Source organism: Streptomyces sp. NPDC050508 (assembly GCF_040655155.1).
In the GTDB taxonomy this organism is placed as follows: domain Bacteria; phylum Actinomycetota; class Actinomycetes; order Streptomycetales; family Streptomycetaceae; genus Streptomyces.
This window is the reverse complement of the sequence record NZ_JBFAJJ010000013.1, coordinates 166,368-192,315: the sequence shown is the minus strand read 5'-3', so window position 1 is coordinate 192,315 and position 25,948 is coordinate 166,368. Positions and strand designations below refer to the sequence as shown.

General features: G+C 71.2%; 22 protein-coding genes. 11 read left to right on the top strand and 11 right to left on the bottom strand.

Annotated features, from left to right (window positions below):
• Nucleotides 1–64: 64 nt before the first annotated feature.
• Both AB0I69_RS32845 and AB0I69_RS32840 read right to left on the bottom strand, forming a co-directional pair.
• Entirely contained in the window at nucleotides 65–355 is a 291-nt protein-coding gene (locus AB0I69_RS32845) for a YciI family protein (protein ID WP_363099381.1), read from the bottom strand.
• Between the two features lie 58 nt (nucleotides 356–413).
• Nucleotides 414–821: a nuclear transport factor 2 family protein gene (locus tag AB0I69_RS32840; protein WP_363099380.1), complete on the bottom strand. Its 408-nt coding sequence runs from the start codon at nucleotides 819–821 to the stop codon at nucleotides 414–416.
• Nucleotides 822–1,175: 354 nt separating this feature from the next.
• Here AB0I69_RS32840 and AB0I69_RS32835 point away from each other — a divergent pair, with 354 nt between their 5' ends.
• From AB0I69_RS32835 to AB0I69_RS32810, 6 genes are all read left to right on the top strand, one after another.
• Nucleotides 1,176–1,478, top strand: coding sequence for a tautomerase family protein (locus AB0I69_RS32835; RefSeq protein WP_363099379.1), 303 nt, complete (start codon nucleotides 1,176–1,178; stop codon nucleotides 1,476–1,478).
• Between the two features lie 44 nt (nucleotides 1,479–1,522).
• On the top strand, nucleotides 1,523–1,957 hold the full coding sequence (locus AB0I69_RS32830; protein ID WP_363099378.1) for a heme-binding protein: 435 nt from the start codon (nucleotides 1,523–1,525) through the stop codon (nucleotides 1,955–1,957).
• Nucleotides 1,958–2,001: 44 nt separating this feature from the next.
• Nucleotides 2,002–2,835: an alpha/beta hydrolase gene (locus tag AB0I69_RS32825; protein ID WP_363099377.1), complete on the top strand. Its 834-nt coding sequence runs from the start codon at nucleotides 2,002–2,004 to the stop codon at nucleotides 2,833–2,835.
• A 135-nt stretch (nucleotides 2,836–2,970) separates the two neighbouring features.
• The gene (locus tag AB0I69_RS32820) at nucleotides 2,971–3,840 is read left to right on the top strand and encodes an aldo/keto reductase (RefSeq protein WP_363099376.1); all 870 of its coding nucleotides are present in this window, start codon (nucleotides 2,971–2,973) and stop codon (nucleotides 3,838–3,840) included.
• A gap of 211 nt (nucleotides 3,841–4,051) precedes the next feature.
• On the top strand, nucleotides 4,052–4,879 hold the full coding sequence (locus AB0I69_RS32815; RefSeq protein ID WP_363099375.1) for an alpha/beta hydrolase: 828 nt from the start codon (nucleotides 4,052–4,054) through the stop codon (nucleotides 4,877–4,879).
• A gap of 87 nt (nucleotides 4,880–4,966) precedes the next feature.
• Nucleotides 4,967–7,789 carry an AAA family ATPase gene (locus AB0I69_RS32810; protein ID WP_363099374.1) on the top strand — a complete coding sequence of 941 codons (2,823 nt, stop codon included), beginning with the start codon at nucleotides 4,967–4,969 and terminating at the stop codon, nucleotides 7,787–7,789.
• 326 nt (nucleotides 7,790–8,115) lie between these two features.
• Here AB0I69_RS32810 and AB0I69_RS32805 read toward each other — a convergent pair whose 3' ends face one another.
• The 4 genes from AB0I69_RS32805 to AB0I69_RS32790 are packed head-to-tail and all read right to left on the bottom strand — an operon-like array spanning nucleotide 8,116 to nucleotide 14,786.
• A complete protein-coding gene (locus AB0I69_RS32805) occupies nucleotides 8,116–9,153 on the bottom strand; it encodes a D-2-hydroxyacid dehydrogenase (protein WP_363099373.1) in 1,038 nt (345 codons plus the stop codon).
• On the bottom strand, nucleotides 9,146–10,654 hold the full coding sequence (locus tag AB0I69_RS32800) for an NAD-dependent succinate-semialdehyde dehydrogenase (protein WP_363099372.1): 1,509 nt from the start codon (nucleotides 10,652–10,654) through the stop codon (nucleotides 9,146–9,148). Before AB0I69_RS32800 ends, AB0I69_RS32805 begins: the two co-directional genes overlap by 8 nt.
• Complete coding sequence (locus AB0I69_RS32795; protein WP_363099371.1) at nucleotides 10,654–13,533, bottom strand: FAD-binding and (Fe-S)-binding domain-containing protein; 2,880 nt, start codon at nucleotides 13,531–13,533, stop codon at nucleotides 10,654–10,656. Before AB0I69_RS32795 ends, AB0I69_RS32800 begins: the two co-directional genes overlap by 1 nt.
• Nucleotides 13,530–14,786, bottom strand: coding sequence for an aminotransferase class III-fold pyridoxal phosphate-dependent enzyme (locus AB0I69_RS32790; RefSeq protein ID WP_363099370.1), 1,257 nt, complete (start codon nucleotides 14,784–14,786; stop codon nucleotides 13,530–13,532). Before AB0I69_RS32790 ends, AB0I69_RS32795 begins: the two co-directional genes overlap by 4 nt.
• A 351-nt stretch (nucleotides 14,787–15,137) precedes the next feature.
• On the opposite strand from AB0I69_RS32790, the gene AB0I69_RS32785 reads away from it, so the two are divergent.
• From AB0I69_RS32785 to AB0I69_RS32770, 4 genes are all read left to right on the top strand, one after another.
• Entirely contained in the window at nucleotides 15,138–16,511 is a 1,374-nt protein-coding gene (locus AB0I69_RS32785; RefSeq protein ID WP_363099369.1) for an MFS transporter, read from the top strand.
• Nucleotides 16,512–16,568: 57 nt separating this feature from the next.
• Complete coding sequence (locus AB0I69_RS32780; RefSeq protein WP_363099368.1) at nucleotides 16,569–17,234, top strand: HAD-IA family hydrolase; 666 nt, start codon at nucleotides 16,569–16,571, stop codon at nucleotides 17,232–17,234.
• A gap of 44 nt (nucleotides 17,235–17,278) precedes the next feature.
• On the top strand, nucleotides 17,279–18,673 hold the full coding sequence (locus tag AB0I69_RS32775; protein WP_363099367.1) for an FAD-dependent oxidoreductase: 1,395 nt from the start codon (nucleotides 17,279–17,281) through the stop codon (nucleotides 18,671–18,673).
• A 216-nt stretch (nucleotides 18,674–18,889) separates the two neighbouring features.
• Nucleotides 18,890–20,485: a PucR family transcriptional regulator ligand-binding domain-containing protein gene (locus AB0I69_RS32770; protein ID WP_363099366.1), complete on the top strand. Its 1,596-nt coding sequence runs from the start codon at nucleotides 18,890–18,892 to the stop codon at nucleotides 20,483–20,485.
• Between the two features lie 109 nt (nucleotides 20,486–20,594).
• Here the strand turns inward: AB0I69_RS32770 and AB0I69_RS32765 are convergent, their stop codons facing one another.
• Entirely contained in the window at nucleotides 20,595–21,137 is a 543-nt protein-coding gene (locus AB0I69_RS32765; protein WP_363099365.1) for a LysR family substrate-binding domain-containing protein, read from the bottom strand.
• Between the two features lie 290 nt (nucleotides 21,138–21,427).
• On the opposite strand from AB0I69_RS32765, the gene AB0I69_RS32760 reads away from it, so the two are divergent.
• Nucleotides 21,428–22,462, top strand: coding sequence for an alpha/beta hydrolase (locus AB0I69_RS32760; RefSeq protein WP_363099364.1), 1,035 nt, complete (start codon nucleotides 21,428–21,430; stop codon nucleotides 22,460–22,462).
• Nucleotides 22,463–22,521: 59 nt separating this feature from the next.
• Here the strand turns inward: AB0I69_RS32760 and AB0I69_RS32755 are convergent, their stop codons facing one another.
• The 4 genes from AB0I69_RS32755 to AB0I69_RS32740 form a co-directional block, all read right to left on the bottom strand.
• A complete protein-coding gene (locus AB0I69_RS32755; RefSeq protein WP_363099363.1) occupies nucleotides 22,522–23,265 on the bottom strand; it encodes a hypothetical protein in 744 nt (247 codons plus the stop codon).
• Between the two features lie 31 nt (nucleotides 23,266–23,296).
• The gene (locus AB0I69_RS32750; protein ID WP_363099362.1) at nucleotides 23,297–24,175 is read right to left on the bottom strand and encodes a TauD/TfdA family dioxygenase; all 879 of its coding nucleotides are present in this window, start codon (nucleotides 24,173–24,175) and stop codon (nucleotides 23,297–23,299) included.
• Nucleotides 24,176–24,243: 68 nt separating this feature from the next.
• Nucleotides 24,244–24,939, bottom strand: a complete 696-nt coding sequence (locus AB0I69_RS32745; protein WP_363099361.1) for a hypothetical protein — start codon at nucleotides 24,937–24,939, stop codon at nucleotides 24,244–24,246.
• Nucleotides 24,884–25,939 carry a GSCFA domain-containing protein gene (locus AB0I69_RS32740; RefSeq protein WP_363099360.1) on the bottom strand — a complete coding sequence of 352 codons (1,056 nt, stop codon included), beginning with the start codon at nucleotides 25,937–25,939 and terminating at the stop codon, nucleotides 24,884–24,886. Before AB0I69_RS32740 ends, AB0I69_RS32745 begins: the two co-directional genes overlap by 56 nt.
• Nucleotides 25,940–25,948: the final 9 nt, after the last annotated feature.

The window sequence follows — 25,948 nt, the reverse complement described above, 5'->3', positions numbered from 1 at the left end:
ACCCGGCGGTAGGTGAGCGGGGTGCCGAGCCCGGCGGATCCCGCGCACGTCGCCGCCGCGGGCATCACTGCTGGAGCAGCCACTGGGCCTCGGTGCTCGCGCGTGAGGGGCGCCAGTCGATGACCCTGTGCGTGGCCACCTCGGCGATGCCGAACGGGTCCAGGGCCAGGATTCGGCCCAGTGCCTGGCGGTCGGCCGCCCGTGCCAGGACGATGCCGCCTGTCCTGGGGTCCTGGCGGCCCGAGGCGACGAAGTGGCCGGCCGCGTAGTTCTCCTCCAGCCAGGCGTTGTGGGCTTCCAGGTGGCGGTCGATCTCTGCGAGCGGCGCGGTGTAGTTCAGGATCACGATGAACATGGCGGGCACTTCCGATCTTCGGACGGGGAGGTCAAGGGGGTGGGTGCGGAGGCAGGGGTCAGGCGGGCTGGACCCGGGCCCAGAAGTCGTTGAACTCGACGCTGTCGAAGAACGCGACAGCGCTCACGATCCGCTGGTCACGCATCGTCAGGAACCAGGCGTAGGTGTTGTCGTAGCGCGAGCCGTCCCGCACCGTGGCGCTCGCGTCGAACAGGGCGACCACGGTGTCCCCGTCGGCGTACAGCGCCCGCACGGACGGCACCAGCGGGCTGCTCATCCGGGCGTTGAACGGGGCGATGACCGTGCTGATGAACGCCTCACGGGTGGGGTAGGTGCCGGAGGCGACGCTGTTGCCGACGATGGTCCAGTCGGCGTCCTCGGCCAGCAGGTCGAACACCCCGCCGGTGCCGGCTGCCCAGGCGTCGAACGCCTCCGCGACCAGCTGCTTGTTGGATTTCTCGGACATGGGGTTTCTCGTTTCATCGGTGAGGGATGGTGAGGGAATCGGCGGCTGCGCCGTCCCTACCCATGGTCGTCGCCGCCCCACGGCCGGGCATGAGTCATCCGACCCGGGTTTCACCGACCCGGGCCCACCTGGACGGATACGGGGGTCGGCCCGGTGCGCTCGTCACCGGCGCACGGCACACCCGGTGCGGTGGTGTCGCCGCGGGCCGCACGGCTCCGGTGCGAGGGCGGCGCCGCACAAGGACCCCGCGGAGTCAGGTCGGATGACTGGTGCGGTCCGGATGCCCCCGGGGCGACGCTTCAGTTGTCCCCGCCGCTCGGCAAGGACACCGCATCCCGACCCAAGGAGCACCCCATGCCGTTCGTCAACGTCAAGCTCGTCGACGGAGTGTTCACCACCCGGGAGAAGCACGACATGGCCGCCGCCCTCACCGAGGTCATGGTCAGGTTCGAGGGATCCGAGGCCTTCCGCGAGATCGTCTGGGTCCTCATCGAGGAACTCCACACCGACGGCTGGCACATCGGCGGCAAGCCCTTCGCCGGCCCCGCCACCCTCCTCGACACCCTCGGCCGCTCCGCCGCCACCTACCAGACCATCGACGGCCACCCCGTCACCCGCCCCGACCTCGCCAAGGCCGCCCCCTACCAGGAGAAGTGACACCGCCCGGCACGACCTCCGGCACGACCCGAAGAGGAACGGCCATGCCCATCACGCAGATCTCGCCCGTCATCCTCACCCTGGACGACGCGGCCACGGCCACCGCCGCAGGCGTCCACAAGGCCACTGAGCTCGGGGTGCCGTACACCTTCACGGTCCTCGACGGCGGCGGCAACACCGTGCTGGTGACCCGGATGGACGGCGCGGCGCTCGCCTCCATCGACACCTCCCTGGCCAAGGCCCGTACCTCCGTGTACTTCGGCGCCGCGACCGCGGACCTGGCCCCCGCCGTGCAGTCCGGCGCCCCGCTCTCCTCGATCCAGACCGCCACCACGCTCCGGCTGGCGTTCGTCGCCGGCGGCGTCCCGATCACCGATGCCCGCGGGGTCGTCGTCGGGGCGCTGGGAGCCGGCGGCGGATCACCCGCGCAGGACCACGAGGTCGCCGCCTTCGCGGTCCAGGCCCTGCGCCGCCGCTGAACCGGCACCCCTCCCCTTTCCCCACCCACTCAGGAAGCGAAGCCATGCCCTACATCACCGTCGCCAAGGAAAACACCACCGACGTCGACCTGTACTACGAGGACCACGGCGAGGGCTCGCCCGTCGTGCTGATCCACGGCTACCCGCTGGACGGCAAGTCCTGGGAGCTGCAGATCCCGGCCCTCCTCAAGGCCGGACACCGCGTCATCACCTACGACCGCCGGGGCTTCGGCCAGTCCAGCCAGCCCACCACCGGCTACGACTTCGACACCTTCGCCAACGACCTCGCCGTACTGCTCGACGTACTGCGTCTCCAGGACGTCGCCCTGGTCGGCTTCTCGATGGGTACCGGCGAGATCGGCCGCTACATCGGCACTCACGGCACCGACAACCTGCGCAAGGTCGCGTTCCTGGCACCCATCGAACCGTTTCTGTTGCAGACTCCCGACAACCCCACCGGCCTGCCCGCCGACGTGTTCGACGGGATCATCTCGGCCGCGGAGTCGGACCGGTACGCCTGGTTCACCAGCTTCTTCGACGACTTCTACAACCTCGACGTGAACCTGGGCACCCGCATCAGCGAGGAGGCGGTGCGCGGCAGTTGGGTCACCGCCACGCGCATGTCCCCGTTCGCGTCCTCGGCCGTGGTGCCCAGCTGGCACACCGACATGCGCGCCGACATCGCGAAGATCGACGTGCCGGCGCTCATCCTCCAGGGAACCGCCGACCGGATCCTGCCGATCGACGCCACCGGGCGACAGTTCACCAAGGCGGTGCCCGACGCGCAGTACGTCGAGATCGACGACGCCCCTCACGGGCTGCTGTGGACCCACGCGGACCAGGTCAACACCGCGCTCGTCGACTTCCTCGCCTCCTAGTCGTCACGCGGGCGGGCCGGAGCCCGGCCACTGCCACCTCCTGCCCGCCCGCGTACCACCCGCCCGCTCCTCCTCTTTCTTCTCGCCTCCCGGCGAACTTTCAGACGAACACTTATCCGATAAGGAAGGCAGACCATGTCACAGGAAACCGCACGCCCCGCCGACTCCTCCGGCGTCTACCGCCTCGGCGGCGACTTGTCTGTCAACCGGCTCGGCTACGGCGCGATGCAGTTGACGGGCACCGGGGTGTGGGGCGACCCCAAGGACCCCGAGGAGGCCGTGCGCGTGCTGCGCCGGGCCGCCGAGCTGGGCGTGAACTTCATCGACACCGCCGACTCCTACGGCCCGTTCGTCAGCGAGCAGCTCATCCGCAAGGCCCTGCACCCGTACTCCCAGCACCTGGTGATCGCCACCAAGGGCGGGCTCTCCCGCTCGGGCCCGGGCGACTGGCGTGCGCTCGGCCGCCCGGAGTACCTGCGGCAGCAGACCGAGCTGAGCCTGCGCCACCTGGGCGTGGAGCGGATCGACCTCTACCAGCTGCACCGCGTCGACCCCAAGGTCCCGCTGGCCGACCAGGTCGGTGAGCTGCTCCTGCTGCAGCAGGAGGGCAAGATCCGCCACATCGGCCTGTCGCAGGTGACCGTGGAGCAGATCGAGGAAGCCCGGAGGATCGCGGACATCGTCTCCGTGCAGAACCTGTACAACCTGGCCGATCGCGGTGCCGAGGACGTCCTGGAGTACGCCGAGCGGGAAAACCTGGCCTTCATCCCGTGGTTCCCGATGGCCACCGGCCGGCTCGCGCGCCCGGGCGGCCCGCTGGACACGCTCGCCAAGGAGCACGGCGCGAGCCCCTCCCAGCTGGCCCTGGCCTGGCTGCTGCGGCGCTCCCCGGTAATGCTGCCCATCCCCGGCACCTCCCGCGTGGCCCACCTGGAGGAGAACACCCGGGCCGCGCAGATCACCTTGACCGACGCCCAGTTCCAGGCACTCGGCCAGTCCGTCTGACCAGCGCTCCGCCCCTGACGGGCCCTGCGCACTCCCCTCCCAGCAGCCCCCCTGGGCCGGTTCGCACGAGCCTCCGGCCCAGGGGGTTCCACACGCGGGCGACTGCATGGCACGACCGACCTGCTGGACCTCGTCCTGACAGCCCATGGAGCACCGCCTGCCCCGGCTTCCCCTCACCCGCTCACCCCCACCCCTCCCAAGGAGATCCACCATGTCCATCCCCCGCCCCCGGCTGCGCCCCCTTCTCATCACCGCCGCCGTGACCGCTTCGGCCAGCCTGTCCCTGATCCCGTTGGCCTCCGCCCACACCAGCCGCGCCGCCCCCAAGCCCACGGTGGTACTGGTGCACGGCGCCTTCGCGGACGCTTCGAGCTGGAACGGCGTGGTCGAGCGCCTGCAGCGCGACGGCTACCCGGTGATCGCTCCGGCCAACCCGTTGCGCGGCCTGGCCGAGGACTCCACGTACGTCGCCAGCGTCCTGGCCAGTGTCAAGGGGCCGGTCATCCTGGTGGGCCACTCCTACGGCGGCGCCGTCATCTCCCAGGCCGCCGCCGGCGACTCCCAGGTCAAGGCCCTGGTCTACGTCGCCGCGCTCGTCCCGGACAAGGGCGAGAAACTGAGCACGCTGTCGAACAAGTTCCCCGGCACCAACGAACTTGCGCCCGCCCTACGCCAGGTGCCCTTCAGCAACTCCGACGGCACCGGCGGCTCGGATCTGTACGTCGACCCCACCCGATTCCGCGCCGTGTTCGCAGCCGACCTGCCCGCTTCCCAGACCGTCGTGATGGGCGCCGAACAGCGCCCCGTCGCCGCCGCCGCGTTCGCCTCCTCGGCCACGGCCGCCGCCTGGCGCACCATCCCCTCCTGGGCCCTGGTCGCCAGGCAGGACGAGGCGCTGGGCGCACCGCTGGAGCGGTTCGAGGCCCGGCGTGCCCACGCGCACACCGTCGAGATCAACAGCTCCCACGTCGCGATGATCTCCCACCCCGGCACCGTCACCCATCTCATCGAGGACGCCGCCACGACCACAGCCCCGTAGAGAATCGGTCCCCAGGAGAAGAGGACGACGCAGTGCGGTGCGGCGTCGAATAGAGTCGGGACGGACAGGGGAAAGAGGCGCCTCCTCATGAGCGCAGAGCACCTGGACACCGAAGGTCAGGGCGTCGGTACCGGTCTGACCGGCCGGTCCAGCGAACTGGACCTCATCCGAGCAGTGATCGACGACACCGCCCGGCTCGGCGGCTCGCTGACCCTGTTCGGTGATCCCGGTGTGGGAAAGTCCGCCCTGCTCGACGCCGCCGCCGATCTCGCCGACGCCCGGGGTATGAGGACGTTGCGGGCGGCCGGCGCCCAGTTCGAGGCCAATATCGCGTTCGCCGGCCTCAACCAGCTGCTGGTGCCGCTGTTCCCGCTGTTCGCGGAACTCGGCCCGGATCACGAGAGCGCTCTGCGGGTGGCACTGGGCTTCGGCGAGGGCGCGACGCCCTCGCGCATCCTGATCTCGACCGCCGCTCTGTCACTGCTCCTGCTCGCCGCACGGGAGCAGCCGCTGGTCGCCATCGTCGACGACGCCCAGTGGCTGGACGACGCCAGCGCCGACGTCCTGTCCTTCGTGGCCCGACGGGTCGCCGGAACGCCTGTGCGCGTGCTCTCGACAGTCCGTACGACCGGGGAGCCGCTGCGTATGCGCGGCGACGTCAACAGCCTCACCATGCGTTCCCTGGACGACTCGGAGTCCGAGGCCCTCCTGCTCGCCCGCTACCCGGACCTGGCCGAACACGTACGTCGGCGCATCGTCTCCGAGGCTCAGGGGAACCCGCTCGCCCTCGTCGAACTGCCCGCGACGCTGGCCTCGGACCGGTACCCCACGGCGGACATGCTGCCCACTGTGCTGCCGCTGACCGAACGGCTCACCCGGATCTTCACCGCCCGGATCGCCGCGCTCGCACCGGAGACCCGCGATCTGCTCCTGCTGCTCGCCCTGGACGGTTCGGGCCAGGCGCTGTCCGCCGAGAGCGTGGTGGGACCCGATGCCGCCGACCACCTCGACATCGCCGAACGCGAGCGCATCATCGTCGTCGACAGCCGTCACTCCGTCGTCTTCCGCCACCCGCTGGTGCGCTCCGCCGTCGTGGAACTGGCCCGGCCCGAGCAGCGGCGCAGGGCCCACCGGGCACTCGCCGGCTGCCGGCGCGCCGATCCGGGACGCCGCGCCTGGCACCTCGCCGACGCGTCCTACGGACCCGACGAGGAGGTGGCCACGCTCCTTCAGCACGAGTCGATCCAGGCGCTCAAACGCGGGGACCCGTCCGCGGCGGTGGCGGCGATGACACGGTCGGCCGATCTGAGCCCGGATCCCGAGCACCGGTCACAACGCCTGGCCGGGGCCGCGTACTTCGCGGCCGAGGTGATGGGCGATCTCCAGTCGGTCTCCCAACTCCTCGCCGACGCGCGCCGCCTGGACGCCGACGTCGGCTCGCTGGCGACCGCCTCGGCCGCGGCCTCGCTCATGCTGTACTCCGACGCGGACGTCGTCTCGGCGTTCCGGGTGCTCACCGCCGCCCTGCGGGCTCCCGGAACGGAGCCGACCGCGGAGGAGATCAACGCCGCGATCTGGGTCCTTTCGGTGATCGCCTCGCTCAACGGGCGCAAGGAGATGTGGGACCCGTACCTCGAACTGGTCGACAAATACCGCGACTTGCTGCCCGAGGGCCTGCTCGTCCGCTCCGAGGTCGTGTCCAACCCGGCCCTCGTCTCCCCGGAGGCACTGCGCACCCTGGACCAGGAGATCGCGACGCTGACGACCGAGCTCGACCCCGGGCAGATCATCCGCGTCGGCTATGTCGCCAACGACGTCGACCGCCTCGGCGACCTGCGCGAACCGTTGCTGCGCGTCTGGCAGGACGCCGCCCGCACGGGGGCCGTCGCCTCCGTCACCAACGCCCTCATGCTGCTGTGCGCGGAGAGCTACCTCGCCGGCCGATGGGACGACACCCAGCGCTTCGCAGAGGAGGGACTGGAGCGCGCCCAGTCCTACGGGTACGTCAACTTCATCTGGTTCCTGCACTACAGCAAAGCTCTCGCCGCAGCCGCGCTCGGGCAGCAGGACGAGGCGGAGGAACCGCTGGAGGAAATGCTGGCCTGGTCGATCCCGCGCCAGGCCTTCATCGTGCCCCAGCACGTGTACCGGGTACGGACCCTCGCGGCGATCGGCCGCGGCGACTTCGAGACGGCGTACACCGAGGCGACCAAGATCAGCCCACACGGACTGGAACCAGGCACCGCCCGACAACTCCAACTCTTCGTCGCCTACGACCTCGTCGAGGCAGCCGTCCGGACCGGCCGGTCGGACCAGGCGCGGGATTACGTCGAGGCGATGCTGCGGATGGACATCACCAAGATCTCCTCCCGTTGGGCAATGCTCGTGGCCGCGGCGCAGGGGCTGGTGTCCGAGGGAGAGGCGGCGAGCACCCATTTCGAGCGGGCCCTCGCAGCGGCGCCCGAGAATCTGTGGCCCTTCGAACGCGGGCGCGTCCTGCTGGCCTACGGAGAGCACCTGCGCAGGGAGCGGGCCACCGTGGAGTCACGCATCCGCATCAACGCCGCGCTGACGATCTTCGATCGGCTGCGGGCCGCCCCGTGGGCCGAGCGCGCCAGGAACGAACTTGGAGCGACCGGTGTATCCCGCAGGCAGACTGGTTCGACCGACATCCTGCTCACGCCGCAGGAGTTGCAGATCGCCACGCTCGCGGCCTCGGGTCTGACGAACAAGGCGATCGGCGAACGGCTGCACCTGTCCGCCCGCACGGTCAGCGGACACCTCTACAACGTGTTCCCGAAACTCGGCGTCACCGCCCGCGCCGGCCTGCGCGACGCACTCACCGCCCTCACGGTGGAGCAGGACCTGCCGCCGGGTGCGGTGGTGCGCCAGCCCCCCGACGGCCGGTGAGTTGTCGGGGGGCTGGCGTCGCGTTGGTCCAGCCCGTGCCGGATCACACGCCCGCGCGCGTCGGCGGGGAGCACTGACACGGAGTCCGTGACGTTCCGGATTACGGCGAGAGTCTGGGCGCGCTGTGGCTGTGAGGGCGAGGCTGACAGCCCGGCGCGCTGGTGACGTGGTCTCGCCGAAGACTGCGTCTGCGGGCACGGGCGGCCGGGCCGTCAGCGTGCGCGGATGCCTCGGGACCCCTGTGCTTCGCCGTGCGGCTGCGCCCGCCGGACCTCAAGCAGGACCAGGCCGAGAGCCTTCATCGGCCGCGCAGGTCTGGTGGACGGTCACGCATGCCTGTCCACCGGTTGTCCACCGCGCACCACGCGTGCACACTCCGGCGAGAACTCCTCCGTTCCGTCCCTGACGTAGCCCTTCCCCTTGTCGACCATGTTCCGCAGCGGCCGGCCCTCCGTCCTGCGGGTGAGGTTCTCCAGGAACAGGTCCGCCAAGTCGGCGCGCCAGCCGGTTACTTCGCCCGCCGTGTGGGGGGAGACGATCACGCCGGGCATGTCCCACAGCGGTGAGGTGGCGGGCAGCGGCTCCTGGGCGAAGACGTCGAGGGCCGCTCCGGCCAGGCGGCCGTCCGCGAGGTGACGGGCGAGCGCCTCTTCGTCCACGAGGCCGCCCCGGCCGACGTTGACGAGCCGTGCTCCGGGTTTCATCGCGGCGAGGACGGAGGCGTCGACCATGCAACGGGTGGCGGGGGTGAGCGGGGCCGCGAGGACCACGTAGTCCGCCTCGGCCAGCGCTGCCCGCAGGCTCGCGCCCTCGTGCACCGTCCCGAAGTCCGGGTCGTCGGCGCGTGCGGTGCGTCCGGCGCCGCAGACCCGCATGCCGACGGCGCGCAGCATGCGGGCGACGGCGCAGCCGATGGGTCCTGTCCCCCACACCAGTGCCGTACGGCCGCCGATGCGCTCGCTGTCGCGGGGCCGCCACTCGCGGCGCCGCTGGTGCTCCCAGCTGCCGGGGAAGTCCTTGGCGAGGGCGAGGATCAGGCCGAGTACGTATTCGGCGATGGCCCGGTCGTAGACGCCCCGCGAGTTGGTCAGCAGTACGTCCGGGTCGTCGACCAGGGCAGGGAAGAGCAGTGGGTCCACTCCGGCGGCGGCCACGTGGACCCAGTCGGGGGCCAGGGCCGGGTCCTTCGGCCAGGCCGCCGTGACCGCCGTCGTGAGGGAGTGCCAGCACAGCAGGATGTCCGCGCCGGGCAGGAGGAGCGGGAGTTCCTCCTCGGTGGCGTACACCGTGTCCGCGAGGCGTTCGATGTGCTCGGCGTTCGGGGGCAGGGTGCCCTGGTGCAGGACGACGAGCCGGTCAGCCACGGCCGTCCGCCGCGGGGACGACGGGGATGGCGAGGTACTTGTACTCCAGGAACTCGTCGATGCCGACCCGTCCGCCCTCGCGGCCGAGACCGGACTGCTTGACGCCGCCGAAGGGGGCGGCGGGGTTGGAGACGAGGCCGGTGTTGATGCCGACCATGCCGGTCTCCAGCCGCTCCCCCACCCGCAGGGCGCGGTCGAGGTCGCGGGTGAACAGGTAGCCGACCAGGCCCCATTCGGTGTCGTTGGCGGCGCGCACGACCTCGTCCTCGGTGTCGAAGGTGAGGATCGCGGCGACCGGGCCGAAGATCTCCGCGCGCATCAACTCCGAGTCCGCGCGGACCTCGGTGATGACCGTCGGCGGGTAGAAGTGGCCCGGCCCGTCCGGGATTTCGCCGCCGGTCAGCACCTTGGCGCCGCGTGTCACGGCGTCCTGGACGAGACCGTCGGCCTTGGCGCGTCCGGCGGCGTCGATCAACGGGCCCACCTGGGAGGCGGGTTCGGTGCCGGGACCGACGGCGAGTGCGGCCATGCGTTCGGCGAGCCGTGCGGCGAACGCGTCCGCGACCGCGCGGTGTACGAAGAAGCGGTTGGCGGCGGTGCACGCCTCGCCCATGTTCCGCATCTTCGCGACCATGGCGCCGTCGACCGCCCGGTCGAGGTCGGCGTCCTCGAAGACGATGAAGGGCGCGTTGCCGCCCAGCTCCATGGAGGTGCGGACGACAGTGTCGGCGCACTGGGCAAGGAGCAGTCGCCCGACCTGAGTTGAGCCGGTGAAGGACAGTTTGCGCACGCCTCCGCCGCGCAGCAGGGGCTCGATCACTCCGGCGGCGTCCGTCGTGGTCACGACGTTGAGGACGCCTTCGGGCAGTCCCGCCTCGGTGAGGATTCCGGCGAGGGCCAGGCTGGAGAGCGGGGTCTGCGGGGCGGGCTTCAGGACCATGGTGCAGCCCGCCGCGATCGCGGGACCGATCTTGCGGGTGCCCATCGCAAGGGGGAAGTTCCACGGGGTGATGAGGAGGCAGGGGCCCACCGGCTGGCGCATGACCAGAACGCGGTTGGCTCCGTCGGGGGTCCGGGTGAACCCGCCGTCGATCCGTACCGCCTCCTCGGAGAACCAGCGGAAGAACTCCGCCGCGTAGCCGACCTCGCCGCGTGCCTCGGCGAGGGGCTTGCCCATCTCCAGGGTCATCAACAGGGCGAGTTCTTCATGCCGTTCGAGGATGATCTCGTAGGCGCGGCGCAGGATCTCACTGCGGGCGCGGGGTGCGGTCGCCGCCCAGGGCTCCTGCGCCGCCACCGCCGCATCGAGGGCGCGTCGCCCGTCGGCCGGTGTGGCGTCGGCCACCTCGCACAGCCGCTCACCGGTCGCCGGGTCGTCCACGGCGAAACGGCCGCCGCCGGCCGCGTCCTGCCAACTCCCGCCGATGAACAGCTGCTTGGGAACCGTGTCGACGAGAGACACGGTGTCGACGACGGACGTGGACGTCGTGGTGGTGGTCATCAGCGGGTCCCTCCGGACGGGTTCGGGTCGAGCAGTTGGGCCAGGTGCCGGGCCTGCGGGCCGTCCGGGCCGGTCAGATGGGCCGCCTGGGTACGGCAACTGAAGCCGTCGGCAAGGACGGTGGCGTCGGGGTCGAGTGCGGCGAGCTTCGGGGCGAGGGAGAGGGCACCGACGGCCATCGAGGTGTCGTAGTGCTCCGTCTCGAAGCCGAAGTTGCCGGCGAGGCCGCAGCAGCCGTTCGCCTCGTCGACCTGTCCTACACCGAGGCGGCGCAGCAGTGCGCTCTGTGTGGTCTCGCCGAAGACGGCGTACTCGTGACAGTGGGTCTGGAGCGTGACGTGATCGGGGACGGCCGCGGGTTTCCAGTCGGGGTCGGCTAGTTCGGTCAGCGCGCCGGAGAGGGTGTGCACGCGTGCGGCGACCCGGCGTGCGGTGTCGGTGCCGAGGAGGGCGGGTGCGTCGTGGCGGAGTGCGGCGGCGCAACTCGGCTCGGGCACGACGATCGGCAACTCGCCCTCGGCGTCGAGCCGTTCGACGGTACGGGTCAACACGCGCCGGGCGATGCCCAGTTGGCCGGTGCTGATCCAGGTGAGGCCGCAGCACAGCCCGTCGCGCACGGTCGCGGGGACACCGGCGTCGGCCAGGACGCGGGCGGCGGCTCCGGCGACGTCGGGGCGGAAGGCGCGGGTGAAGGAGTCGACGAGCAGGACGGCGGCCGGAGTTGACGGCTGTGGGGGCTGGTGTGCACGCAGGGCTCGGCGCGGGGCGAATTGGGGCAGGGTGCGCTCGGTCGTCACTCCCCCGAGCCGTGCGACCAGTCGGCCCAACGGTCCACCAAGCAGGGCGTTCACAGGGCGGGCGAACCAGCGGGCCAACGCCGCCCACCAGGGCAGCCAGCCCAGGCTGTAGTGACTGCGCGGGCGCAGCCGACGCCGGTAGTGCCGGTGCAGGAACTCCGACTTGTACGTCGCCATGTCGACGCCCACCGGACAGTCGGCGGCGCAGGCCTTGCAGGACAGGCACAGGTCGAGGGCGTCCCGCACCTCCGTCGAGCGGCTGCCGTCGGTGATGACGGTGCCGGGGCCGTCGCGCAGCATCTCCTGCAACAGCCGGGCGCGGCCACGCGTGGAGTCGCGTTCGTCGTGGGTGGCGCGGTAGCTCGGGCACATGGCTCCGCCCGTGTCGCTGCGACAACGGCCCACGCCGATGCACCGACTCGCCGCTTCGGCCAGGCCGCCCGGGTCGTCGGGGAAGGTGAAACCTCCTTGCTGCACAGGGGAGTTGATCGGTGCACGGGAGTTGATCGGGTACAGCGCGAGGTCTGCGTCGACGGCCGCCGGATCGACGATCACTCCCGGATTGAGGATGCCGTCGGGGTCGTACAACCGCTTGTAGGAGGCGAACGCGGCACGTATGCGCGGGCTGTACATGGTGGCGAGGAGTTCACTGCGGGCGCGGCCGTCGCCGTGTTCACCGGACAGGGTGCCGCCGTGCGCGACGACCAGCTCGGCGGCTTCCGTCAGGAAGGTGCGCATGGCTGCGGCGCCCTCGGCCGTCGCGGGGTCGAAGTCGATGCGGACGTGGACGCAGCCCGCGCCGAAGTGGCCGTACAGGACGCCGGTGAAGTCGTGCTTGGTGAGGAGGGTGCGGAAGTCCCGCAGGTAGTCGGCCAGTTGGTCCGGGTCTACGGCTGCGTCCTCCCAGCCGGGCCAGGATGTGCCGCCGTCGACGAGGCGGGCGGCGAGTCCGGCGCCGGCCTCGCGTACGCGCCACAGGGAGCGGCGTTCGGCCGGGTCGTCGATGACGCGGCCCGCCACCATCCGCTCCCCCGCCCGGAGTTCGGCGAGTACGTCGGCGGCCCGTGCGTCGGCGGCGGTCTGGTCGGTGCCGTCTAGTTCGACGTACAGCCAGGCGGCGCCCTCGGGCAGACCCGTGACGGCCTGCGGGCCGCGTCGGTGGCGGAGGGTCGCGACGATGGCCTCGTCCATGCCCTCGACCGCGGTGGGCCGATGGCGCAGGATCGCCGGGACGTCCTGGGCGGCGTCCACGACGTCCCGGTAGCCGAGCGCGAGCAGCGTGGTGGCCGCCGGTACGGGGTGCAGTCGTACGGTCGCGCGGGTGACGATCGCGCAAGTGCCCTCGGTGCCGACCAGGGCGCGGGCGGTGTGCCGGCCGTGTTCCGGCAGGAGGTGGTGGAGCTGGTAGCCGGAGACCTGGCGGGGGATGCGGCCGAGTTCGGTGCGCAGCGCGGCGAGGTTGGCGTCGACGAGCCGGGTCAACTCGGCTTCCAGGGCGGCGATTTCAGCCGCGTCCTTGCTCTCGACGGCGCGCAGTCCGCCGACTCCTGCCACCGCGCGCACGCCCGTCGCCGTCACGATCTCCAGTTCCTCGACGTGCTCGACCGTTCGGCCGTAGCGCACCGAGTGGTTGCCGCACGCGTCGTTCCCGATCATGCCGCCGAGGGTGCAGCGGCTGTGGGAGGACGGGTCGGGGCCGAAGAACAGGCCGTGCGGTGCGGCGGCGCGCTGGAGGTCGTCGAGGACGACGCCGGGTTCGACGACGGCGGTGCGGGTGTCGGGGTCGATGGCGACGACCTTGTTGAGGTGGCGGGAGAGGTCGAGGACCACACCCGGCCCGATCGCGTTGCCGGCCATGCTGGTGCCCGCCCCGCGCGCGGTGAGCGGGATGCGCAGGTCGCGGCAGGCCCGTACGAGTGCCGCCACGTCCTCGGCGGAGCGCGGGAAGGCGACGGCGAGGGGTGGCACCCGGTAGTTGGACGCGTCGTACGCGTACTGGGCGCGCCGCCCCTCCCCCGTGTCGACCTCCAGGCCGGGAGCCGTCCGGGCCAGCAGCTCGACCAGGGAGTGGGCGTCGGTCATCCGGCCGTGCCCACCGCGACGGCGGCCGACCAGGCGCGCAGGCCCTCGTCGATCGCAGCCGCGTCGACGATCAGCGGCGGGATCATGCGGACGACGTTGCCCCACGGGCCGCACGGCAGCAGGAGCAGCCCTTCCTCAACGGCCGCCCGCATCACGCGAGTTGCCGTCCCGGGATCGGGCTCGCCCGTCTCTGTCACGAACTCGCTCGCCAGCATGAGGCCGAGACCGCGTACGTCGCCGATCGCGGGATTCTTCGCGGCGACCTCGTCGAGGCCCGCGCGCAGCCGGGCGCCCATGGCGGCGGCGTTGGCGACCAGGTTCTCGTCCTCGACGACGTCGAGCGTGGCGACGGCCGCGGCACAGGCGACGGCGTTCCCGCCGTACGTTCCGCCCTGCGAACCGGGCCGGGCTTTCCGCATCAGCTCATCCGGGGCGGCGATGCCCGACAGCGGGAAGCCGCTGGCCAGGCCCTTGGCCGTGATGAGGATGTCGGGGCGGACGCCGAAGTGGTCGTGGCCCCAGAAGCGGCCGGTGCGGCCGACGCCGGTCTGGATCTCGTCGAGGACGAGCAGGATGCCGTGACGGTCGGCGCGTTCCCGAAGGCCTTGCAGGAAGGCGGAGTTGGCGGGGACGTAGCCGCCCTCCCCGAGGACCGGCTCGACGAAGATCGCGGCGGTGTCGTCGGGATCGGAGACGGTCTGGAGGAGCTGGTCGAACTCGCGCAGCGCGAACCGGGTCGCCGTCTCCTCGTCCCACCCGTAGTGGAACGCGTGCGGGAACGGCGTGATGACGACCCCGCCCATGAGCGGGCCGAACCCGGTGCGCACCTTCGTACCGGAGGTCGTCATCGACGCGGCGGCGACCGTACGACCGTGGAAACCGCCCTGGCAGACAACGACGTTGGGGCGGCCGGTGGCCTGGCGGGCGAGCCGTAGCGCGGCCTCCACGGCCTCGCTGCCGGAGTTGGCGAAGAAGAGGCTGTCGAGGCCGTCCGGCAGGACCTGGCCGAGCCGTTCGACGAGGCGCTGCAACGGCCGGTGCATGACTGTCGTGTACTGGCCGTGGATCAGCGTGGCCACCTGCTCCTGCGCGGCGGCGACCACCCTGGGGTGGCAGTGGCCTGTGCTGGTGACGCCGATGCCCGCGGTGAAGTCCAGGTAGCGGCGGCCGTCGGTGCCGAAGAGGTGGACTCCCTCGCCGCGTTCGGCGACGACGGGTGTGGCCTGGCGCAGGTGCTCTGACAGGTGGCTCATACGGCGGCTCTCCCACGACGTGAGGAGGTGCGGGGGGACATCTCTCACCCTGTGGGCTGTGCGACGGGAGGGGCAACGGTCAACGTGTTCCCCCGGCCCGCCCGGTGTGGACGGTCTGTCAACCGGACGCCGCCCACGGAACACACTGTCCACCCACCGGTGGCGAAGCGAACACGGTGTTCATTGACGGTGGCCGCGCACTGAACCAGGGTGTTGCCAACCCCGGACCGCCTCACCGTCTCCTCCCCCCTCACCTCGGTGACCTGTCGGTCCCTCCGGCGTACAGCGGCGTACGCATTCGAATGCTTGACGCACGACCTCCTCCGCCCCGCGTCCCCAGGAGCCTCAAGCATGTCCGTGACCTCGTCCTCCACCACCGAAGGGGGCTCGTCGCTCGACGACGCTCCCGTCAGCTCCTTCCATCGCCGGATCATGGCCGTCGCCATGGGCGGCCCCTTCTGTGACGGCTATCTGCTCGGCGTGATGGGTGTCGCCCTCGGCCTCATCACCCCGGCACTCGCCCTCGACACCCTGTGGACCGGCCTCGTCGCCGCGTCGGTCCTGATCGGCGTGTTCATCGGCGGTGCGGTCTTCGGCCCGATCACCGACCGGGTCGGCCGGCATCTGATGTACGTCCTCAACCTGGCCGCGTTCGTGGTGTTCTCGGCGCTGCAGTTCTTCGTCGCCGAGGCCTGGCAGCTCGTGGTGCTGCGGCTGCTCATCGGCGTCGCGATCGGCGCCGACTACCCCATCGCCTCCGCCCTCACCACCGAGCTGGTCCCCCGCCGGCTGCGCGGTCCGGCGCTGTCCGGCCTGGTGCTGGCCTGGTGGGTCGGCTACGGCGTGAGCTACTGGGTGGGCTGGGCGCTGACCGGTCTCGGGGACGACGCCTGGCGCTGGATGCTGGTCTCCGGCGCGGTCCCGGCGCTGGTCTTCCTCGTCTTCCGGGCCGGTATCCCCGAGTCCCCGCGCTGGCTCGCCTCGCGCGGCCGGATCGACGAGGCGCGGGCCGTCGTACGCAAACATCTCGGCCCCGACATCGACGCCGACGAGCTCGTCGCCGAACCCCGCCGCGAGCAGCGTGGCGGTTCCGGGCTCGGCAACCTCGTCGAGATCTTCAAACGCGGCTACACGGTTCCGGTCGTCTTCTGTTCCGTCTTCTGGATCTGTCAGGTCGCTCCGGCGTTCGCGGTGCGCTCCTTCCAGCCGCAGATGCTGTCGGCCTTCGGTGTGGAGAGTACGTACGGGGCCAGCGCGCTGATCACCACCCTGGCGGTTGCGGGCATCGCCCTCGGGCTTGTGGTCGTCAACCGGATCGGCCGCCGGCCGCTGCTGATCAGCACGTTCGCGTGCATCACCGTCTCGCTGCTCGCGCTGGCCGTGTTGCCGCTGCACTGGGCGTTCCTGGTGGTGACCCTGTTCGCCGCGTTCCAGTTCTTCGAGGCGGCGGGCAGCGGGCTGCAGTTCGTCTACCCGAGCGAGCTGTTCCCGACCGATCTGCGGGCCACGGGAGTTGGTATCGCGACCGCGATGAGCCGGGTCGGGTCGGCCACGTCCACCTTCCTCCTCCCCATCGCCGCCGACGACTTGGGCGTGCGCGGCACGCTGGGCATCGCGGTCGTGATCACGCTCGCGGGACTCGTCGTGTCGTACTTCCTCGCCCCCGAGACCAAGGACCTGGCCCTGAAGGACGTGGGTCTGGCCAAGGCCGTCAGCCGTTCCTGAAGTCACCGAAGTCATCGACGTCTCTGAACACCCCTTCCCCATCAAGGAGTTCACTCCATGCGCAAGGTCGTCAGCTTCGACTGCTACCGCACCCTCATCAACTTCGACACCCGCGCCGCCACGCACGAGATCGTCAAGGACCGGCTCGCTGAACTCGACGTCGACCCCGACCAGTTCCACCACGACGCGTACGTCATGCGTTTCCAGGGCGTCGTCGACGCGTACCGCCCCTACCGCGAGATCGTCCGCAGCACCCTGCGCAACGTCATGCTGCTGCACGGCCTGGAGTACCGGGACGAGGACGGCGAGGCACTGATCGAGGCCATCAAGAAGTTCAAGCCGTTCCGTGAAGTCCCGGACGCACTGCGTCGGTTGAAGGGCGAGTACGACATCGCCATCCTCTCCAACAGCGAGGACGACCTCATCTCGTACGCCGTCGACGAGTTGGGCGTCGAGTGGGACTACGTGCTGACCGCCGAGCAGGCCGGGGCGTACAAGCCGCTGCCGCAGGCCTTCGAGTACCTGATGAAGGCGACAGGCCGCGGCCCGGAGGACATCGTCCACACGGCCCAGGGCTGGGAGTACGACATCATGCCGACCAAGCGGTACCCGGGCATGCGGCGGATCTGGGTGAACCGGTACGGCTTCCCGGGCTCGGCCGCGTTCCAGCCGTACGAGGAGATCAAGGACCTGTCCGAGCTGCCCGGCCTGCTCGGCGTCTGACCCTCCCGGCACCCGCACACCCGCCGCTTCGAAAGGAACACCCCGTGAGCGCGACCACGCTCGGCCGGCCCGGTCCGGTCAACGGCCGGATCTCCCACTGGTTCAGTGAACTCCCCACTCCACGACCGGCGTTGCCCGGCGACCGCGACGCCGATGTGTGCATCGTGGGCGCGGGTCTCACCGGGTTGTGGACCGCGTACTACCTGAAACTGGCCGACCCGACGCTGCGGATCACCATTCTGGAGGCCGAGTTCGCCGGTTTCGGCGCGTCCGGACGCAACGGCGGCTGGGCGTCGGGGCTGGTGCCCGGGGCCCGTGACCGGCTCGCCCAGCAGTACGGGCGGGACGCGGTGCTCGACTACCAGCGCGCGATGAACGAGGCCGTCGACGAGATCATCGCCGTCGCGGAACGGGAGGGTATCGACGCCGACATCGTCAAGGGCGGCACCCTGCGGGTGGCCCGGACACCGGCCCAGGCCGACCGGCTGCGGCACAAGACCGAGGCCGACCACGAGTGGGGTGTCACGGACTCCGTGATGCTCACGCCGGAGGAGGCCTCGGACCGTATCCGCATCGAGGGGATGACCGCGGCGGCCTGGACACCGCACTGCGCCCGGTTGCAGCCCGCCGCCCTGGTGCGTGGGCTCGCCGACGTGGTCGTACGACTCGGTGTGACTCTCTACGAGAAGTCCCCTGTCACCGTCGTCGAGCCCGGGCGCGCAGTCACCGCGCACGGCACCGTGTCCGCGCCGGTCGTCCTGCGCGCCACCGAGGGGTTCACCTCTTCGTTGAAGGGGCTGCGGCGGGCCTGGCTGCCCATGAACAGCTCGATGATCGTCACCGAGCCGCTGGCGGAGGGGGTGTGGGAGGAGATCGGCTGGGCCGGCCGCGAGACCCTCGGCGACACCGCGCACGGTCATCTGTACGCTCAGCGCACGCCGGACGACCGGATCGCGATCGGCGGGCGTGGGGTGCCGTATCGGTTCGGGTCGCGGACCGACTCCGACGGGCGGGTGGCCGACCGCACTATCGGCGAGCTGACCGAAACCCTGCACAAGGTGCTGCCGCAGACCGCGGGCGCCCGTGTCGACCATGCGTGGTGCGGGGTACTTGCGGTGCCTCGGGACTGGTCGGCGACGGTGGGGCTCGACCGGGTGACCGGGCTCGGCTGGGCCGGGGGGTATGTGGGGCATGGAGTGACCTCGACGAACCTTGCCGCCCGGACGCTCACCGATCTGGTGTTGGGGCGTAAGTCCCGGTTGACCCGGTTGCCGTGGACCGGGCATCGGCCCGGTACGTGGGAGCCGGAGCCGTTGCGGTGGCTCGGTGTGCGGGGGCTTTACGTGGCTTATCGGCTGGCGGATCTGCATGAGGCGGGTGGGCGTGTGCGGACGTCGCCGATCGCCACGGTTGCGGATCTTGTCGCTCGGCGGCCCTGAGGCGGGCGCCGGGTGCGTTCGCCTTTTCGCCTTGGGGCTACTGGTGTGTTGGCGGGTGACGGTTCGATGTGGTTGCTCACGCCGTTCCCCGCGCCCCTTTCGCGGCGCTGATGTGAACCGGGTCTGAGCAGCGCCGTTCGCCCTTGCGCTGCACGCGCCCCACCCCCCAGAGTGTTCCGGAACCACACCGCCGCACCTCCGGAGGAGCACGCGCCCATGCCGTTCCTCACGGTCGCCGACGTACTGCGCCTTCCCGTCATCGCCGCCGGACTGCCCCGAGTGGCCGCCGGTGAAGGGCAGTTGGGGCGCACGGTCCGGTGGGTCCACGTCACCGAGCTGCTCGACCCCGCCTCGTTCCTGGAGGGCGGCGAGCTGGTCCTCACCACGGGCATGCCCCATCCGTCGGATCCGACCCAACTGCGCGGTTACGTCGACCAGTTGGCGGACGTGGGGGTGGCGGGGCTGGTCGTGGAACTCGGGCGCCGGTATCAGCAGGCGCCCCCGGATCTCGTCGCCGCGTGCCGGGAGCGTGATCTGCCGTTGATCGTGCTGGCGCGCGGGGTGCGGTTCATCGAAGTGACGCAGACCGTGCATGCTCTGATCCTGGACGCGCAGGGCGAGTTGCTGCGGCGCGCGCAGCACGTGCACGAGCTGTTCACGTCGCTCACTCTGCGCGGTGCCGAACCGGAGGAGTTCGTGCAGACCGCCGCGGATCTCGCGGGGTGTCCGGTCGTGCTGGAGAACCTGATCCATCACGCCGTGGGTTGGGCCGTCGCCGGTCGCGCGGACGGGCAGGTCCTGGACGCCTGGCCGCGCCGCTCACGTGCCGCGGAGACACCGGACCGGGCGGCGGTCAGCGGGCCCGAGGGGTGGCTCGTGGCCCCGGTCGAGGAGCGGAGTAGTCGGTGGGGGCGGCTGATCATGCTGCCCCTCGCGGCCGGGCCGCCCTTCGGTCCGGAGCACACGATGATCCTGGAGCAGGCAGCGACCGCGCTCACCCTGGCCCGGCTCACCGGTTCCCCGGAATGGGACCGGCGTGCGCACAGTTCCGTCCTGCTCGATCTGCTGCACTGGCGTTATCGCAGCCGCACCGAGGCCCGGCTGCGGGCCGAGGCGCTGGGACTCCCCACGACCGGCCACCGCCTCCTCCCGGTCGTCGTCGACCACTCGGGGGCGCGGGCCGGCGACACCTCGGTGAGCGCTCACCTCGCCGAAGGGCTCCTCACGTCCGGTGTGAAGGCGCTGGTGGGGGATCTGTCCGCGCGTCGCACCGGGCTGCTCATGGCGCTGGCCCGCGCGAGCGCGTGGCAGCCCGTCGTGGAACGCATCGCGCGTGACCTGCGGGCCACGTTCGGGGAGGACACCGTCGTCGCCGTCGGGCCGGGTGTCACCGAACTCGGCCAGGTCACACGGTCGTTCCGCGAGGCCGAGCAGGTCGCCGACGCCATCGGCCCCACCTCCCGCGGGCGCCCCTTCCATGTCGCCTCCGACGTGGGCCTGCCGGAACTGCTCTACTCCCTGCGCGACGACGTCCGGGTCCAGAAGTACGTCGAACAACGGCTCGGGCGCCTTGTCCAGCACGACGCGCGGCACGGCAGCGACCTGCTCACCACCCTGCGCGAGTACCTCGACGCCGCCGGCAACAAGTCGATCGCGGCCAAGCGCGTGGGGCTCTCCAGGCAGGCCTTCTACCAGCGTCTGCACACCATCGAGCGGCTCCTGGGCGCCGATCTGGAAGCCGGCGCCGAGCGCACCCAGCTGCATGTGGCCGTGACCGCGCTGGAGGTCCTGCACGGGCCGCCGACGGACTGATCGCCGACGCGTCGCGGTGCGAGCGCCGGCCGACCGTGCGCATGCCCGGCGTCCGGGCCGTGCACGGTGGGCGTTGCCGTGGCCGCGCCCGCGGCAGGGATGAACGGCCTCACGCTCCGTCGGTCGACCGATCGGGCAGTGCGTCCACGAGGCGCAGCAGCTCGCGCAGGGCCGGCGCGGTGCGGTGCGGCTGGTGGGCCAGCGCGAGATCCACGGTGGGCGTGGGTGCGGTGACGCGCTTGAGCCGCACGCCGGGTATGCGCAGCGCATGGGCGCGTCCGGCGGGCACCGGCGCGATTCCGGTGCCCGCGGCGACGCTGAGGAGGAGTTGCTCGTCGTCGGGTTCCTCCCGCACGATGCGCGGGCCGCCGTCGGGCCACAGCTGGCGGGTGATCACGTCGTGCATTCCGGGGGCGTTCTCCCGGGGCCACAGGATCACGGGTTCGTCGGCGATGCTCCGGCGAGCGATCCTGCGTTCGCGGGCGAGCGGGTGGGCCGCGGGGACGGCCACAAGGAGTTCCTCGCGGGCGATGTGTCGGCACTCCAGGTCCGCGCTGTCCAGCGGCGGGCGTACGAAGGCGGCGTCCAGCCTCCCAGCGATCAGCTCGGTGACGTTGTGCGCCGTCCACCCTGTCCGTACGACGAGATCCACGTCCGGATGGACCGACCCGCACCCGTGCGGCCCGGTGCGGCGACTCGTGCACGACTACGCCACGGCAGCGCCGGAGTCACCTTGGCGTGGGGCTGCTCGGACGCCGCGACGGCGCTCGTCGACGGAGCCGTCCGACCTGGATGAGCCGCTGCTCAGCCATACGCCGTCATCTCCTTCTCCTTGGCATGCGGGGAAGTCCGCCGCCCTCGCCCGGGGTGTGCGTGGGTACACCCTCCGCCGGGTGCGTAGGGCCATGGTGAGGCGTCGAGCGTCTTCGTAGCGTCATGGGCATGGCTAACGACAAGAACATCAGTGACATGAACGCCGCGGAGAACGCGGACACTTCGGGCCCGACCAGACCCTCCCGACGGCACGCGCTGCGGGTCGCGACGGGGGTCGGCGGTGCCGCGCTCGCCGCGGGCATCGGCGCTCCGGCCGCCATGGCATCCGATGCCGGGAGGCGGGGACGGTCCCACACCGGTGTGCGCACGTACGTCCTGGTCCACGGTACGCACAGCGCCGGTGCGTTCTGGACGGCGATCGGCCGGGAGTTGGCGCTCCGCGGTCACCGTGTCGTCGCGGTGGACCAACCGCTGCACGGCACCGACCGGTTCGTGCCGAAGGCGTACCAGACGCAGGACCTGCGTGCACTCGCCACGGAACCCTCGCCCGTGGCCGCGCTCACCCTCGACGACTACGAACGGCGCGTCACCGACGTCGTACGCCGAGCCGCCCGTCTCGGCGGTCCCGTGGTGCTGGTCGGGCACAGCATGGGGGGCGTCTCGGTCAGCAGGGTCGGCAACGCGGTACCCGAACTCCTCGCGCGTATCTGCTACATGGCCGCCTTCTGCCCGAGCCGCAGCATGCCGTCCCTGAACGCCTGCGCCGCCTCGCCCGAAGGACAGCACTCCATCACTCCCATGGATCAACTCGTCGGAGACCCCGGAGCGTTGGGTGTACTGCGCCTCAACTGGCGTACTGCGGACCGCCGGGACCTCGCGGTGTTCAAGGAGATGATCTGCGCGGACTACTCGGACGTCGCGTTCCTGCGGGTGCTGGAGGGCATGCAGACGGACGAGTCGATGACCGCGTACGACGGCCGGGCCGTCGGCCGCGCCGACACATGGGGGCGGATTCCCCGCACCTACCTGCGGTTCGGGAAGGACAGGACCGTGGCCACGGAACTCCAGGACCGCATGATCGCGGAGGCCGACGCCCTCACCCCGGACAACCGCTTCAGCGTCCACAACGTCCCCGACGCCGGACACCTCGGCCCCGAGGACCCCACTCTGGTGACGGACATCCTGCACAACCTGTCCGTGTAGCCGGTGGACCTCAAGAGCAACAACATCGGCCCGGTGGAGACCCCGCTCCTCGCCGGAAGTCAGGGCTTCGGCCCGCAGTCCAGCGCCGAGAGAAGCCCCTCCGCCAGGCGCGGGGCAGAGAGCGAGTCACCCCGCTCGGTCGTCGCCCGGACCACGGCCCTGAGCTGGGCGTCCGGATACGTGTCGGCGTACGCCTCGCACCCGTCGGTCGCGTACGCCCACCCCAGCGCCGGGCCGAGTGCCTCCGCGTGGGCCTCGGCGCTGGACCGCGCGTTCGCGTCGCTGCTCAGCCGTGCGTACTCGTGGCCGTATCCGTCGGCCTCGGTCGCGGAGAAGCCGTTGGCCAGTGCGTAGTCGCGGGCGCCCGTGTGGGCTTCGGCGTACGCGCTCGTCCGGTCGTACGCGGCGTCGTAGAGGCGTAGGAGCACCGGGGTGAGCGTCGACCTCCAGGTGTCCTGGTCCGCCGTCCTGCCCCGTGCTGCTGCACGGTGCAGGTCTGTCAGAGCGGCGAACGCGGAGGAGTCCCCGTCGTGCGCCGCCTCGGCGAGGAGCGGCAGGACGGTGTCGGAGTGCCAGGCGTGGGCGGCGTACAGGGTGCTCGTCTCCGGCCCTTCGCCTAGCAGGGCGTACAGGCGGGTCGCCCAGTCCTCCCGGGTGTCCGTGGGCAGCTGCTCGTGGAGGGCCGTGGCGACGCGCCACAACCAGGTGGCCGGCGGCGCTCCGGCCAGGGCCGCCGTTGGAGGTTCGGGCGCGGGATTCCGTAGGGCGGTGAGGAACGCCTCAGGGGCAGCGGTCGTGGGCATGGGGAACCGTCGCTTCCGTCGGGGAACCCGGTCAGGCCTGCAGGCTGGTGCCGTTGACGGCGACTCGACGGCCCTCCCGGGTGTGCGGGAAGTAGTCCCAGACGGCGTGGTGTTGGACGCTGCGGTTGTCCCAGAGGACGAGGGTGCGCTCCTGCCAGCGGACCCGGCAGTGCAGCAGCGGAGTGCGGGCGATGTGCGCGTACAGCATGTCGAGCAGTGCGTCGCTCTCGGTGCGGGACAGCTGCGTGATGTGCGAGGTGTAGGGGGCGTTGACGAACAGCAGCTTGCGGTCGGTCTCCGGGTGCCGGACGACGACGGGCTGTTCGGTGCGCGGCACCTCGTACTCGGGCGGCGGGGTCTGTCCGGCGGCGACCCAGGGCAGGGCTCCGTCGTGGAGGGCGGTGAGACTTTCGAGGAAGCTCCGCAGCGCCGGTGAGAGCAGCTCGTAGGCGAGATGCATGTTGGCGAAGACGGTGTCGCCGCCGCTGCCGCCCTCGGGGATGGTGGTGATGTACAGCAGCGAACCGAGGGAGGGTTCGGCGTCGGCGGTGCCGTCGGAGTGCCAGCCATTGCCGGCCACGGCCTTGGACTCCTTGGTCGCCTTGATCTCCAGGATGTACGGGTCGGATCCCTCGGGCGCGAGGGCGACGGGGTGCAGTTCGCCGAAGACGCCCGCGAACCGCTTGTGTTCCTCGGGGGTGATGTCCTGCTCGCGGAAGACGAGGACGTGGTGGGTGTGGAACGCGTGCTTGAGTTCCTTCTCCTGCTGGGGCGTCAGTTCCTGGGACAGGTCGAGACCGGTGACCTCGGCGCCCAGCAGGGGGGTGATCGGGGCGACGGACAGGGTGTCGTAGGGCTCGGCGGGGCGGGTGGTGAGCCGCTCGACGGCCTTGAGTGCGTAGTCCTCCATGAGGGACCTCCGTGACATGAGTGGGGTGAGCGGGAGTGGGGGGGTGAGCGGGAGTCGGGGTATCGGGCTTACAGGCCTCGGTCGAGGAGTTCGGACACGACGAGACGCCCGAAGGCGAGGTTGCCGTGGATCGTGTCGTCCGCCTGGCAGAAGGCGGGGCGTTGCAGGCCGGTGCCGTCGGTGACGCGGGCCCGGAGGTCCACCAACTCGACGTCACGGGCGGTGAGTTCGTCGACGAGGACGTGCTGTGCGGCGAAGAAGACGTTCGGGTCGGACATGCCGGGGACCCGCTGGGGCGGCAGTGGCGCCAGTACCCGTAGGCCGAGCGCGGCGATGTGGTCGTAGAAGGCGAGCGCGCCTCGGACGGTCGCGCGGACCAGGTCGGCGAAGAGGCGGCTGTGCAGGAAGGTGTCCGGGACGGTGCCGTGCCGGTCGCGGTAGAGGTCCCAGTTCTGTCGGGTGGCCACTGTGTGGGCGCTGAGCCCGAAGGTGCACACCAGCGGTACCGGTAGTCCGGCGAGTGCGCTCACGTCGAGGGTGTGGAGGTGCTGGCGGTACAGCCGCTGCGTGTCGGCCTGCCGGAAGGTGAGGTCGGTGGTGCCGGTGTCGAAGAAGGGGCCCAGGAAGTCGCGCCCGGAGCCCAACGGGCCGCCCACGAAGGGCAGTTCGGCGGCCTGGGCGGCGCGGCCGACACAACCGGCGTGCGAGTCACCGAGCAGGAGGAAGCGGGCGGGGGTTGTAGTAGTCGAGCACTGCGTCGTCACACCAGTGGTCCTCTCCGCCGTCGACGGCAGTGGGGGTGATGGGCGTGGTCCGGCCCTGGAGGGCCTGGAAGAAGTGCCGCATCACGAAGGCCACTCCGTCGGGGGTGACCGTGCGGAGGTTGGGTTCGTAGAAGGCCGCCCGGTAGGGGAAGCCGGTGATGATCTCGTACGACGGGAAGTAGTCGACGTCGTCCCTCTCGTCCGCGAGTTGTCCGGCCGCCGCGCGCAGTACGGACTTGGAGTGGGTGGTGGCGACGAGGGCGTGGCGGCCGGTGGCGGTGGCCGTCAGCGGTACCGGGGAGACGGTGAGGACCATGCGCAGCCGGGAGTTGATCCCGTGGGCCAGGGCGAGCACGGACGTCAGGTCGCTGTGCACCTGGGCCACCGTGTGGTTGCGCAGGACGTGCCGGGCGGGGTCGAAGGTGCCGCGCACGGTCCCGGGGCACATCGGCAGCACCGTGCCGGTCAGGGTGTCGTGCCAGGCCTCGGTCAGGCCGAGGGTGAAGACGAGGACGTCGGCCTTGGTGAGGGCGGCGCGGACGGCGGCGAGGGTGATGTCATGGGAGCGCAGCACGTCGTCTGGCGAGGCGAAGCCGTCCGGTTCGACGGTGGGCCGGTAGGGGTCGTGGAAGGTTCCGTCCTCCTCCCAGACCTCCTCGGGCGGCTTCTCCTCGTCGAGCGCCCAGGCGACCCATTGGCGCAGGGCGGCGGCGGTGTAGATGTTCCCGGTCCGGAAGGAGAAGCGGCGATAGCCGCGTGCCGACCGTTCCGCGCGGGTGAGGCCCGGTGGTGGGAGTTCGGCGTCGTACCAGTGCATGCCCTCCTCCAGGAGGGCTCGTCCGATGTGGGCGGCGAAGCAGGATCCGGCGGTGACGACCGGGGCGTCCTGGCCGATCGTGAACTTCGGCGTCCACAGGTCGGTGATGTCGAGCGCGTCGGGTTCGGCGACCGCGGTGCGCCAGAAGGACCGCTCGGGCAGGCGGGTGTAGGGGTGCTGCACGGTGACCTC

Bases quoted from the DNA above. Each gene is read 5' to 3' on its own strand.
- AB0I69_RS32845 (WP_363099381.1), bottom strand. From the start codon at position 355: ATGTTCATCGTGATCCTGAACTACACCGCGCCGCTCGCAGAGATCGAC.
- AB0I69_RS32840 (WP_363099380.1), bottom strand. From the start codon at position 821: ATGTCCGAGAAATCCAACAAGCAGCTGGTCGCGGAGGCGTTCGACGCC.
- AB0I69_RS32835 (WP_363099379.1), top strand. From the start codon at position 1,176: ATGCCGTTCGTCAACGTCAAGCTCGTCGACGGAGTGTTCACCACCCGG.
- AB0I69_RS32830 (WP_363099378.1), top strand. From the start codon at position 1,523: ATGCCCATCACGCAGATCTCGCCCGTCATCCTCACCCTGGACGACGCG.
- AB0I69_RS32825 (WP_363099377.1), top strand. From the start codon at position 2,002: ATGCCCTACATCACCGTCGCCAAGGAAAACACCACCGACGTCGACCTG.
- AB0I69_RS32820 (WP_363099376.1), top strand. From the start codon at position 2,971: ATGTCACAGGAAACCGCACGCCCCGCCGACTCCTCCGGCGTCTACCGC.
- AB0I69_RS32815 (WP_363099375.1), top strand. From the start codon at position 4,052: ATGTCCATCCCCCGCCCCCGGCTGCGCCCCCTTCTCATCACCGCCGCC.
- AB0I69_RS32810 (WP_363099374.1), top strand. From the start codon at position 4,967: ATGAGCGCAGAGCACCTGGACACCGAAGGTCAGGGCGTCGGTACCGGT.
- AB0I69_RS32800 (WP_363099372.1), bottom strand. From the start codon at position 10,654: ATGACCACCACCACGACGTCCACGTCCGTCGTCGACACCGTGTCTCTC.
- AB0I69_RS32795 (WP_363099371.1), bottom strand. From the start codon at position 13,533: ATGACCGACGCCCACTCCCTGGTCGAGCTGCTGGCCCGGACGGCTCCC.
- AB0I69_RS32790 (WP_363099370.1), bottom strand. From the start codon at position 14,786: ATGAGCCACCTGTCAGAGCACCTGCGCCAGGCCACACCCGTCGTCGCC.
- AB0I69_RS32785 (WP_363099369.1), top strand. From the start codon at position 15,138: ATGTCCGTGACCTCGTCCTCCACCACCGAAGGGGGCTCGTCGCTCGAC.
- AB0I69_RS32780 (WP_363099368.1), top strand. From the start codon at position 16,569: ATGCGCAAGGTCGTCAGCTTCGACTGCTACCGCACCCTCATCAACTTC.
- AB0I69_RS32770 (WP_363099366.1), top strand. From the start codon at position 18,890: ATGCCGTTCCTCACGGTCGCCGACGTACTGCGCCTTCCCGTCATCGCC.
- AB0I69_RS32760 (WP_363099364.1), top strand. From the start codon at position 21,428: ATGGCTAACGACAAGAACATCAGTGACATGAACGCCGCGGAGAACGCG.
- AB0I69_RS32755 (WP_363099363.1), bottom strand. From the start codon at position 23,265: ATGCCCACGACCGCTGCCCCTGAGGCGTTCCTCACCGCCCTACGGAAT.
- AB0I69_RS32750 (WP_363099362.1), bottom strand. From the start codon at position 24,175: ATGGAGGACTACGCACTCAAGGCCGTCGAGCGGCTCACCACCCGCCCC.